Consider the following 10,785-nt stretch of genomic DNA (forward strand, 5'->3'; position numbering starts at 1 on the left):
GTCCCACCCCTTCCCATCCCGAACAGGACCGTGAAACGATTTTGCGCCGATGATAGTGCTGCAACCAGTGTGAAAGTAGGTTATCGTCAGGCTAGTTATAAGCAAAACCCCGCATAGTGATCTGTGCGGGGTTTTTTGCGTTTGGGCTGTGGCGTCGGCCGCTGAAAGATTTTCACCTCTGCGGTCAATTCATTTCATCCGGCGGCGGCGGTTTTCACGCTCCCGCGCGCCGTACACTTTCCTCCGACATTACAAAAAACCATCTCGTGGAGGAGAGCACTATGCAGCCCTGGAATCAGATCTACGCACCGCTAGGCAGCCTGGCATTGTCGGCACTGGCCGCCGCCGTCCCTATCATTTTCTTCTTTGTCGCGCTGGCCGTTCTGCGCATCAAGGGCCATGTGGCCGGCGGCATTACGCTGGCGCTGGCACTGATCGTCGCCATCTTCGCGTACGGCATGCCGGTGCCGCAGGCGCTGGCGTCGGCGGCCTACGGCTTCGCCTACGGGCTGTGGCCGATCGCGTGGATCATCATCACTGCCGTGTTCCTGTACAAGATCGTCGAGCGCACCGGCCAGTTGACCGTCATCCGTGCATCGATACTGGCCATTACCGATGACCAGCGCCTGCAAATGCTGCTGATCGGCTTTTCCTTCGGCGCCTTCCTGGAAGGGGCAGCCGGTTTCGGCGCGCCGGTGGCCATCACCGCCGCGCTGCTGGTGGGCCTGGGCTTCAACCCGTTGTACGCGGCCGGCATGTGCCTGATCGCCAATACGGCGCCGGTGGCCTTCGGCGCCATGGGCATACCCATCATCGTGGCAGGCCAGGTCACCGGCATCGACGCCATGCACATTGGCGCCATGGCCGGCCGCCAGTTGCCGCTGCTGTCGCTGTTCGTGCCGTTCTGGCTGGTGTTCATGATGGACGGCATGCGGGGCGTGAAAGAAGTGTGGCCGGGCGCGCTGGTAGCGGGCGGCACCTTCGCCGTCACCCAGTACTTCACCTCCAACTACATCGGCCCGGAACTGCCGGATATCACATCCGCGCTGGCCAGCCTGGTGTCGCTGACGCTGCTGCTCAAAGTCTGGCAGCCGGTCAGCGCCAAGCGCGGCGCGCGCGGCGTGGTGAACATGGGCGGCGCGGCTGCGCTGTCCGGCTTTGGCGGCAGTGGTTCGCTGGGCAGCGCCGAAGCCGGCAGCGGCCGCACCAGTTCGCCTTACACGCTGGCGCAAACCGTGCGGGCCTGGGCGCCGTTCGGCATCCTGACGGCGATCGTCACCGTGTGGAGCCTGCCGGGATTCAAGGCGCTGTTCGCGGGCAAGGGCCTGCTGGCCTGGACCGTACTGAAAGTGCACGTGCCCTTTCTCGACCAGATGGTCGTCAAGACCGCGCCCATCGTCACCGTGGCCAAGCCATATGACGCCGTGTACAAGCTGGATCTGCTGTCCGCCGTCGGCACGCCCATCCTGCTGACCGCGATTATCTCCATGGTCTTGCTGGGCATGAAAGCAGGCGACGGCGTGCGCGCCTTCAAGGACACGCTGGTGGAGCTGCGCCGTCCAGTGCTGTCGATCGGGCTGGTGCTGGCCTTCGCATTCGTGGCCAACTATTCCGGCATGTCGTCCACGCTGGCCCTGGTGCTGGCCGGGACCGGCGCCGCCTTCCCGTTCTTCTCGCCGATGCTGGGCTGGCTGGGTGTGTTCCTCACCGGTTCGGACACCTCGTCGAACGCCCTGTTCTGCTCCCTGCAAAGCACCACCGCGCACCAGATCGGCGTGTCCGACACGCTCATGGTGGCCGCCAACACCACCGGCGGCGTGACGGGCAAGATGATCTCGCCGCAGTCCATCGCGGTGGCGTGTGCGGCGACCGGCCTGGTAGGCCGTGAATCCGAGCTGTTCCGCTTTACGCTCAAACACAGTCTGTTGTTTGTTGTCATCGTCGGCATCATGACCACCTTGCAGGCCTATGTATTTACGGGGATGATTCCTCATTAAAGCGGCACGCCCTGACCCGCGACGCCCGTGCCATCAGGACGGGCGTTGCCGCGTTTTGAAACCACTCTCCGGGACTGCCAATGCCAAAACGATTTCCACCAGTCCATGCGCTGGCTGCCTTCGAGGCCGCCGCCCATTCCGGCTCGTTCGCGGTGGCGGCCAACCAGCTGTGCATCACGCCGTCGGCGTTGTCGCATCGCATCCGCCTGCTGGAGGAGTTCGTCGGCGACCGCCTGTTCATCCGCGACGGCCGCGCGCCGACCCTGACGCCGTTCGGCCGCAGCTATCTGGACGTGGTCTGCGTGGCGCTGCGCACCCTGACCGACTTTCCCTTGCCCGGGCGGACTGCGTCGGCCCAGCCGCGCATCAAGCTCACCGTGCCGCCGACGTTTGCGCGCTATTTGCTGATGCCGCGGCTGGCCAGTTTCACCGATGCGCATCCCGATATCGTGGTGGACGTGTTCCTGTCGGTCCCGCTATATGACCTGAGCTTGTCCGAGTCGGATCTGGAGGTACGCTTCGGGGCTGGAAAATACCCGGACCTGGAAACCGTCAAGCTGCTCGAGGAGCCGGCGTTCCCGGTCGCCAGTCCGGACTATCTTGAGCGCGTCGGCGGCATCGACAGCCCGGAGGCTTTATCGAAGGCGATCCTGCTGCGGTCCGCGCTGGAGCCTTGGAAGCCATGGTTCGAGCAGGCCGGCCTGGGCTGGCCGGAACCGGCCACCGGCCTGCGCGTCGATGACCTGGGCCTGCTACTGGAGGCGGTGCGGCACGGCCACGGTGTCGGCTTGACGCGCCAGCACTTCGCGCAGCAGATGATCGCCAGCGGCGAAGTGGTCGAGCTGTTCGACATCCGGCTGGCGTCGCCGCCGCACGCCTATTACGTGGTGTACGACGCCAATACGCGCCTGCGGCCGGAAGTGCAGCTGTTCATCGACTGGCTGCTCGCGGCATACGCCGGCACATGAAAATTATCGGATGCAGCGCTGAATTCTTTTCACCGCTTGCAGCCGTGGCCTCCCGCTACACTGGGTTCAGTTCAAACACTGGATCGTACCAGCAGGAAGCCTCTCATGAATGCGCCCCATCCCGACCCTGCCCTGACCGCAGCGCGCCAGCGCGCCACCGTCGCCGCCTTGCGCGCAGTGCTGCCCGCACACTGCTTGCTGTCTAACGAAGAAGACACCCGTCCCTACGAATGCGACGGCCTCACGGCCTACCGCCAGTTGCCGATGGCGGTGGCATTGCCGGAAAGCGAGGCGCAGGTGGTGGCCGTGCTGCAGGTTTGCCGCAGGCTGCAGGTGCCCATCGTGCCGCGCGGCGCCGGCACCGGCCTGTCCGGCGGCGCCATGCCGATTGCCGAAGGCATCGTGCTGTCGACCGCGAAACTGAACCGCATCGTCGCACTTGATGCCCATGCCCGAACCGCCACCGTGCAGCCGGGCGTGCGCAACCTGGCGATCTCGGAGGCGGCTGCCGTCCACCAGTTGTACTATGCGCCCGATCCCTCGTCGCAGATCGCCTGCACCATAGGCGGCAACATCGCCGAGAATTCCGGCGGCGTGCACTGCCTCAAATACGGACTCACGCTGCACAATGTGCTGCGCGTGCGCATGGTCAACGCGGAGGGCGAGATCGTCGAGCTGGGCTGCGGCGCGCCCGACGCGCCCGGCCTGGATCTGCTGGCCGTGTTCATCGGGTCCGAGGGCATGCTTGGCGTGGTGACCGAAGCAACGGTGAAATTGACGCCCAAGCCTACACTGGCGCGCGTCATCATGGCTTCTTTCGACGACGTGGTGCAGGGCGCGGACGCGGTGGCCAACGTGATTTCGGCCGGCATCATTCCGGCCGGCCTGGAGATGATGGACCGCACCAGCGCCCGCATGGTCGAACCTTTCGTGCGCGCCGGCTACGACACGGACGCCGCCGCCATCCTGCTGTGCGAATCGGACGGCTTGCCGGAGGAAGTGGATGAGGAAATCGCCCGTATGCGCGCGGTGCTGGAGCGTTCCGGCGCGACCGCCATCGCGGTGTCGGCCGACGAAGCCGAACGGCTGCGTTTCTGGTCCGGGCGCAAAAACGCGTTCCCCGCCGCCGGCCGGATCTCGCCGGACTACTACTGCATGGACGGCACCATCCCGCGCCGCAAGCTGGCCGAGGTACTGACCGGCATAGAAGCGCTGGCGCAGCAGTACCGGCTGCGCTGCGCCAACGTGTTCCACGCCGGCGACGGCAACCTGCACCCGCTGATCCTGTTCGACGCCAACCAGCCCGGCGAGTTCGCGCGCGCGGAGCAGTTTGGCGAAGCCATCCTGGCGCTGTGCGTAGCCGCCGGCGGCACCATCACCGGCGAGCACGGCGTGGGCATCGAAAAGCTGGATGCCATGTGCGAGCAGTTCAGCAGCGAGGAGATTGCAGCCTTTATCGCCGTCAAGCACGCCTTCGATCCGGCTGCGCAACTGAATCCGAACAAAGCCATTCCCACGCTGGACCGCTGCGCCCAGTACGGCAAACGCAAGGTGGACGCCGGCCTGTTCCGGTTCGCTCAATCGATGAAGCAATGAACGATATGGACCACATATTGAATCAATTCCGCCAGCGCGTGCTGCGCGCCGCGCAAGACCGGACCCCGCTGCGCGTGCGCGGCGGCGGCAGCAAGGACTGGTACGGCCGCCCGCCGCAGGGCGCGCTGCTGGATACCTCGGGCTATAGCGGTATCACCAGCTATGAGCCGACTGAACTGGTAATCACGGCGCGCTGCGGCACCCCCTTGCGCGAGATCGAGGCGGTGCTGGCCGGCCAGGGGCAGATGCTGGCGTTCGAGCCGCCGCATTTCGGCGCCGGCGCCACCATAGGCGGGGTGGTGGCGGGCGGCCTGGCCGGACCGCGCCGCCAGGCCGCCGGCGCGGTGCGCGATTTCGTTCTGGGCGCAACCCTGATGGATGGACGCGGCGCGGTGCTGCGCTTTGGCGGACAGGTAATGAAGAACGTGGCGGGATATGACGTATCCCGCCTGCTGGCCGGCTCGCTCGGCATGCTTGGACTGATACTGGAGGTGTCGCTCAAGGTGCTGCCGCGACCGGCGGCGGAATGCACACTGTGCCTGGCGCTGGAACAGGACGAGGCGTTGCGGCGCCTGAATGCCTGGGCGGGCCAGCCTTTGCCGGTGTCGGCCAGCGCATGGCACCGCGGCATGCTGATGGTGCGCCTGTCCGGTGCGCAGGCGGCGGTGGAAGCGGCGGCACTGCGCATCGGCGGCGACGTTGTGCACGCCGCCGCCGGCGTCGCCTTCTGGGACGATGTACGCGAACAGCGCCATGCCTTCTTCTCGGCCGATCCAGCCGCCTCGCTGTGGCGGCTGGCGCTGCCAACGGTGGCGCCGGCGCTGGCGCATGGCGGCCCGCAGTTGATCGAATGGGGCGGTGCGCAGCGCTGGCTATTGACGGACGACGCGCCGGACAGCTTGCGCGCGCTGGCGGCGCAGCGGGGCGGCCATGCCACGCTGTATCGCGGCGCGGCGCGGGAGCACGGCGTGTTCCATCCTCTGGCGCCGGCGGTGCATGCCATCCACCGCAACCTCAAAAACGCTTTCGACCCGGCCGGCATTTTCAATCCGGGCCGCATGTACCAGGACCTGTAACCATGCAAACCAATCTCGCTCCACAATACCAGGACACACCGGAAGGCCTGGAAGCCGAAGCAATCCTGCGCCAGTGCGTCCATTGCGGCTTCTGCACCGCGACCTGCCCGACCTATCAGCTGCTGGGCGATGAGCTGGATGGCCCGCGCGGCCGCATCTACCTGATCAAGCAAGTGCTGGAAGGCGCCACGCCCGGCCCGAGCACGCAGATGCACCTGGACCGTTGCCTGACTTGCCGCAGCTGTGAAACAACCTGCCCGTCGGGCGTGCAGTACGGCCGGCTGCTCGACATCGGCCGCCACGTCGTCGACCGCCAGGTGGCGCGTCCCGCCGCGCAGCAGGCGGCGCGCGCCCTGTTGCAGGAAGTCTTGCCGCGCCGCTGGATTTTCAGGCCGGCCATGGCGGCGGGACAGTGGCTGCGGCCGCTGCTGCCTGCCGCGCTGCGCGGAAAAGTGGCGCGCCCGACGCCGGCCGGCGCCTGGCCACGCGCCACCCATGCCCGCAAGATGCTGCTGCTCGACGGTTGCGTGCAGCCGTCGATGGCGCCCAATATCAATGCGGCCGCCGCGCGCGTGCTCGATGCGCTCAGCGTCCAGCTGGTGATGGCGCCGAAGGCTGGCTGCTGCGGCGCCATCCGCTACCATTTAAACGACCAGGCCGGAGGGCTGGACGACATGCGGCGCAATATCGACGCGTGGTGGCCGCTGGTGGGCGCCGGGGCCGAGGCCATTGTCATGACCTCGTCCGGTTGCGGCGCCACGGTCAAAGAGTATGGACATTTGCTACGGCACGACGCAGCGTACGCGGAAAAGGCGGCCCGCATTTCCGCATTGACCAGGGACGTCAGCGAAATCCTGTGCGGTTTCGAGGACGCGCTGGCGGGCAGGATCGATGCAGGACAGGCGCAGAAAGTAGCCTTCCACCCGCCTTGCACCCTGCAGCACGGGCAGCAGATCCGTGGCAAGGTGGAAGGACTGCTGCGCGCGGTCGGTGTGGATGTGAGGCTGTGCGCCGACAGCCACCTGTGCTGCGGCTCTTCAGGTACTTACTCGCTGCTGCAGCCGGAACTGTCCGGCCAGCTGCGCGAACGCAAGCTGGCGGCGCTGCGGGCCACCGGCGCCGACCAGATCGTATCGGCCAATATCGGCTGCCAAAGCCATTTGCAGGCGGGGACCGACATGCCGGTCGGGCACTGGATCGAACTGCTGGACCGTTTATTGTCCAACAAGGCGAACTAGTCCGCCACCCTGCCGGCCACGTAGTCGATATGGCTTTGCATCGCCGCGCGCGCATCATCGGCCCGGCCGGTGCAAATGGCCTCGCAGATCGAACGGTGCTGGGCAAGCAACTGCGTGCCCACCTCCGCTTCCTGCGCGCGCAGGCTGCTTCCGTTGAAGGTGATGTGCTCGCGCAGCATGCCGATGATGCTCGCGTGCAGATGTAAAAACATCGTGTTGTGCGAGGCCAGCGCTATCGCCTCGTGCAGCCTGGCGTCGGCCGCCGCTTCCGCCGGCTGGTCGTCGGCCAGGCGCGCCTGCTCCAGCGCCGCCAGTTGCACGCGGATGCGTTCGCGGTCGCCGTCGGTGCCGCGCTGGGCCGCGAAGTACGCGGTGGCCCCTTCCAGTACCCGCCTGAATTCCAGCACATCGTCGCGCACGCCGGGGTGGTCGGCTATCAGCTGGCCCCACGGCGACGGCGGGCCGGTGCGCAGTTGCTCCGTCACGTAGACCCCGGCGCCCTGGCGGCTGCGCAGCAGGCCGCGCGCAGCCAGGCGCTGGATCGCTTCGCGCACCGTGTTGCGCGATACCCCGTATTGCTCCGCCAGCACGCGTTCGGCGGGCAGCCGCGCATGGGCCGGGTAGCTGCCGTCCAGCAGTGCCGTTTCGATTCGCCGCATCACGTTCTCAACGCGTCCGGTGTCCGCTTTCATCACATCAGTCTCCGCTCAGGTCGCGTCGTACAGGATACCAAAAATTGGTCCAACCAATTTGTGCGAATGAAAAAATGAGCGAATGATAGCCGCTTACATCAAGAATTGCGGAGACAAAATGCAAGTTCGCCATTACCCGGCCTCGCCGCCGTCCGACGTCTATTTGTTCGGCACCTGTGTCATCGACCTGTTCATGCCGCAGGCCGGCCTGGATGCGGTGCGCCTGCTGGAGCGCGAAGGCGTCACGGTGCATTACCCGCGCGGCCAGAGCTGCTGCGGCCAGCCGGCCTACAGCAGCGGCAATCCCGAACAGTCGCGGGAGGTGGCGCGCTCGCAGATGGCGCTGTTCCCCCGGGACTGGCCGGTGATCGTCCCGTCAGGTTCCTGCGCCGGCATGATGCGCCACCACTGGCCCGAGCTGTTCAAGGGGGACGCGGCCTTGTCGCAGCAGGCGCGCGAGCTGTCCGAACGCGTGTATGAGCTGAGCGAATTCCTGCTGAAGGTATTGCAGGTACGTTATCCGCAGCAGCCTCAGGCCGATGAGGACGTGGTGCTGCATACATCGTGCGGCGCGCGGCGGGAAATGGGCACGCGCGTGCATGGCGTGGCGCTGCTGGACGAGCTGCCGGGCGTGCAGCGCCGGGAGCATGTGCGCGAGTCGGAATGCTGCGGCTTCGGCGGCACCTTTTGCCTGAAGCACCCGGACATCTCGGGCGCCATGGTCAGCGACAAAGTCGCGTCGGCCTGCGCCACCGGCGCGCGCCGCGTGGTATCGGCCGATTGCGCCTGCCTGCTCAATATCGGCCACGCGGCCAGGGCGCAAGGCGCGCCGCTGCAGGTGGAGCACATGGCCAGCTTCCTGTGGCGCCGGGCCAACGGCGTGGCGGCCGGCGGGGAGGTGCAGCCATGATGAATGCACGCGAACGCATGCTGGGCCGACTGCGGGCGGCGGCGCCGGTGGCTGATGCGCACCATGCCCTTGATGCGCTCGATGCCCGGATTGCCGCGCACTATGCGGGGCCGCGTCCGGACGCGGCGGCGCGGATCGATGCGCTGGAAAGCGCGCTGCGCGCGTCGCGCGCCGAAGTGTGGCGGGCCACGGCTGACGAATGGCCGGCGCAGCTGGCCGAAAAACTGGCACAGCATGGCGTCAAGCGCCTGCTGCTCGATACGGCCGGTGAGGAAGGCGCTGCGCTGGCCGGTGCGCTGCCGGCCACCATGGAATCGCTGCCTTTTGCCGGCCCCCTGGAAGCCTGGAAGGGGGAATTGTTCCGTACGGTCGACGCGGGTTTCACGGTGGTCCGCTCCGGGATCGCCGCCACCGGCACCTTGATACTGGCGCCCGATGCGCGCACGCCGCGCACCGTGTCGCTGGTGCCGCCGCTGCACATCGCGCTGGTCTATGCGGACACGCTGCACGCCACCCTGCACGATGCTGCGCGCGCCGAGCGCTGGAGCGACGGCATGCCGAGCAACCTGGTGCTGGCGTCGGGGCCATCAAAAACTTCGGACATCCAGCAAACCCTCGCCTTCGGCGCGCACGGGCCACGCTGGATGTGGGTAGTGATCGTCACCGCAAGGAACAAGCCATGAGCGGACAGACCCTGCATTTCGTCGCGCCGGAGAATTTTCACCAGCGCGCAAAGACCGCGTTGGACGATCCCAAGCTGCGCGCGAGCTTCCGTGGCGCGATGGACTTCCTGCAAACCAAGCGCAGCGGCCAGTTTCCCGACACGGAGGAACTGGAGCGGCTGCGCGACGTGGGCGAAGCCATCCGCAAGCACGCGCTGGCCAACCTGCCACAGCTGCTGGTGCAGCTGGAGGAGCGGCTCACTGCCGCCGGCGTTCACGTGCACTGGGCAGAGACGGGGGATGACGCCAACGAGATCATCGCGCGCATCGCGCAGCAGCATGGCGCGCGCAAGGTCATCAAGGGCAAATCGATGGCCAGCGAGGAAATCGAACTGAATCATTACCTTGGCGAGCGCGGTGTCGAGTGCATCGAATCGGACATGGGCGAATACATCGTGCAGATGGCCGGGGAAAAGCCATCGCACATCGTCATGCCGGCGATCCACAAGACGCGGCAAGACATCGGCACCTTGTTCGAACAGCATATTCCGGGCACCGCCTACAGCGAGGATGTCGATACGCTGATCCAGACCGGCCGGCGGGCGCTGCGCACGGCGTTTGCTGAAGCGGATATCGGGCTGTCCGGTGTGAATTTCGCCGCTGCCGACACCGGCACTATCTGGCTGGTGGAGAACGAAGGCAATGGCCGCCTGTCGACTACCGTGCCGGATGTGCATATCGCCCTTATGGGCATGGAGAAAGTGGTGGCCAAGCTCGAGCACATCGTGCCGCTGGCCAGCCTGCTGACGCGCTCCGCAACCGGGCAGCCTATTACTACCTACTTCAACCTGATCTCCGGGCCGCGCCGCGCGGGCGAGCTGGATGGGCCGCGCGAGATGCACCTGGTGCTGCTGGATAATGGCCGCACGCAGGCGTATGCGGACGAACAATTGCGCTCCACCTTGCAATGCATCCGCTGCGGGGCTTGCATGAACCACTGTCCGGTTTATGGCCGCATCGGCGGGCACGCCTACGGAACCACGTATCCGGGGCCGATCGGCAAGATCATTTCGCCGCATTTATTGGGACTGGAGGCGACAGCGGATCTGGCGACCGCGTCGAGCCTGTGTGGAGCTTGCGGCGAAGTTTGTCCGGTGCGGATTCCGATCCCCGCCTTGCTGGTGCGCCTGCGCACGGAAGCGAACCGCAACCCGCAGGAGCAGGTGGCGCATCCGCTGAAAGGGCAGGGCGCGAAGTTCAGCCGCGGCGACCGCCTGGTGTGGCGTTTCTGGAGCGGGGCGTTTTCCCATCCATCCGTATATAAGCTGTTCCGCTGGGCGGCCACCCGCTTGCGTGTGCTGACGCCATCGGAGCAGCTGGGCTGGACCCGGCACCGCGCGCCGTTGAAGCCGGCGCCGCGCAGCCTGGCCGATATGATGCGGGATAAGGGGCAGCCGGAATAAATGCTTGCAAGCCGCGCAGCGGCTTGCTATAGTTCTGTCCCCGCGCTGCTGAACATACGCAGCGCAGGATGGAAGGAAAAGCAGGGGGTTGACGGAAGCAACGACAAGCCTCATAATCTTCCTTCTTCGCTGCTGACAAACAAAACGCTTTGTCAAACGCAGCAGATCTTTAAAAATTAACAG

The 10,785-nt window shown here is 66.1% G+C and carries 9 protein-coding genes; 8 read left to right on the forward strand and 1 reads right to left on the reverse strand.

Annotated features, from left to right (window positions below; translation table 11 throughout):
• Nucleotides 1-281: 281 nt before the first annotated feature.
• The 5 genes from ASD15_RS17160 to glcF all read left to right on the forward strand — a co-directional run bounded on the left by ASD15_RS17160 (nucleotide 282) and on the right by glcF (nucleotide 6,875).
• Nucleotides 282-1,997: a lactate permease LctP family transporter gene (locus tag ASD15_RS17160; protein ID WP_057156218.1), complete on the forward strand. Its 1,716-nt coding sequence runs from the start codon at nucleotides 282-284 to the stop codon at nucleotides 1,995-1,997.
• 80 nt (nucleotides 1,998-2,077) lie between these two features.
• Entirely contained in the window at nucleotides 2,078-2,965 is an 888-nt protein-coding gene (locus ASD15_RS17165; protein ID WP_057156219.1) for a LysR substrate-binding domain-containing protein, read from the forward strand.
• Between the two features lie 105 nt (nucleotides 2,966-3,070).
• Entirely contained in the window at nucleotides 3,071-4,561 is a 1,491-nt protein-coding gene (locus ASD15_RS17170; protein ID WP_057156220.1) for an FAD-linked oxidase C-terminal domain-containing protein, read from the forward strand.
• A gap of 5 nt (nucleotides 4,562-4,566) precedes the next feature.
• The gene (gene glcE, locus ASD15_RS17175; RefSeq protein ID WP_057156225.1) at nucleotides 4,567-5,637 is read left to right on the forward strand and encodes a glycolate oxidase subunit GlcE; all 1,071 of its coding nucleotides are present in this window, start codon (nucleotides 4,567-4,569) and stop codon (nucleotides 5,635-5,637) included.
• A 2-nt stretch (nucleotides 5,638-5,639) separates the two neighbouring features.
• Nucleotides 5,640-6,875 carry a glycolate oxidase subunit GlcF gene (gene glcF / locus ASD15_RS17180; RefSeq protein WP_057156221.1) on the forward strand — a complete coding sequence of 412 codons (1,236 nt, stop codon included), beginning with the start codon at nucleotides 5,640-5,642 and terminating at the stop codon, nucleotides 6,873-6,875.
• Here the strand turns inward: glcF and ASD15_RS17185 are convergent.
• Entirely contained in the window at nucleotides 6,872-7,567 is a 696-nt protein-coding gene (locus tag ASD15_RS17185) for a FadR/GntR family transcriptional regulator (protein WP_057156222.1), read from the reverse strand. The genes glcF and ASD15_RS17185 overlap by 4 nt on opposite strands.
• A gap of 118 nt (nucleotides 7,568-7,685) precedes the next feature.
• Between ASD15_RS17185 and ASD15_RS17190 the strand changes: the two genes are divergently transcribed.
• The 3 genes from ASD15_RS17190 to ASD15_RS17200 are packed head-to-tail and all read left to right on the forward strand — an operon-like array spanning nucleotide 7,686 to nucleotide 10,602.
• Nucleotides 7,686-8,477, forward strand: coding sequence for a (Fe-S)-binding protein (locus tag ASD15_RS17190; RefSeq protein ID WP_057156226.1), 792 nt, complete (start codon nucleotides 7,686-7,688; stop codon nucleotides 8,475-8,477).
• Complete coding sequence (locus ASD15_RS17195; protein ID WP_057156223.1) at nucleotides 8,477-9,160, forward strand: LUD domain-containing protein; 684 nt, start codon at nucleotides 8,477-8,479, stop codon at nucleotides 9,158-9,160. The genes ASD15_RS17190 and ASD15_RS17195 overlap by 1 nt, the downstream gene beginning before the upstream one ends.
• The gene (locus ASD15_RS17200; RefSeq protein ID WP_057156224.1) at nucleotides 9,157-10,602 is read left to right on the forward strand and encodes a LutB/LldF family L-lactate oxidation iron-sulfur protein; all 1,446 of its coding nucleotides are present in this window, start codon (nucleotides 9,157-9,159) and stop codon (nucleotides 10,600-10,602) included. Before ASD15_RS17195 ends, ASD15_RS17200 begins: the two co-directional genes overlap by 4 nt.
• The last annotated feature ends 183 nt before the right edge of the window (nucleotides 10,603-10,785 follow it).

It is taken from the genome of Massilia sp. Root351 (assembly GCF_001425045.1).
Lineage (GTDB): Bacteria > Pseudomonadota > Gammaproteobacteria > Burkholderiales > Burkholderiaceae_D > Rugamonas.

What these genes read in the sequence shown, in the direction of transcription:
- ASD15_RS17165 (WP_057156219.1), top strand. Translation starts at nt 2,078, where the DNA reads ATGCCAAAACGATTTCCACCAGTCCATGCGCTGGCTGCCTTCGAGGCC.
- ASD15_RS17170 (WP_057156220.1), top strand. Translation starts at nt 3,071, where the DNA reads ATGAATGCGCCCCATCCCGACCCTGCCCTGACCGCAGCGCGCCAGCGC.
- ASD15_RS17185 (WP_057156222.1), bottom strand. Translation starts at nt 7,567, where the DNA reads ATGAAAGCGGACACCGGACGCGTTGAGAACGTGATGCGGCGAATCGAA.
- glcF (WP_057156221.1), top strand. Translation starts at nt 5,640, where the DNA reads ATGCAAACCAATCTCGCTCCACAATACCAGGACACACCGGAAGGCCTG.
- ASD15_RS17160 (WP_057156218.1), top strand. Translation starts at nt 282, where the DNA reads ATGCAGCCCTGGAATCAGATCTACGCACCGCTAGGCAGCCTGGCATTG.
- ASD15_RS17200 (WP_057156224.1), top strand. Translation starts at nt 9,157, where the DNA reads ATGAGCGGACAGACCCTGCATTTCGTCGCGCCGGAGAATTTTCACCAG.
- ASD15_RS17190 (WP_057156226.1), top strand. Translation starts at nt 7,686, where the DNA reads ATGCAAGTTCGCCATTACCCGGCCTCGCCGCCGTCCGACGTCTATTTG.
- ASD15_RS17195 (WP_057156223.1), top strand. Translation starts at nt 8,477, where the DNA reads ATGAATGCACGCGAACGCATGCTGGGCCGACTGCGGGCGGCGGCGCCG.
- glcE (WP_057156225.1), top strand. Translation starts at nt 4,567, where the DNA reads ATGGACCACATATTGAATCAATTCCGCCAGCGCGTGCTGCGCGCCGCG.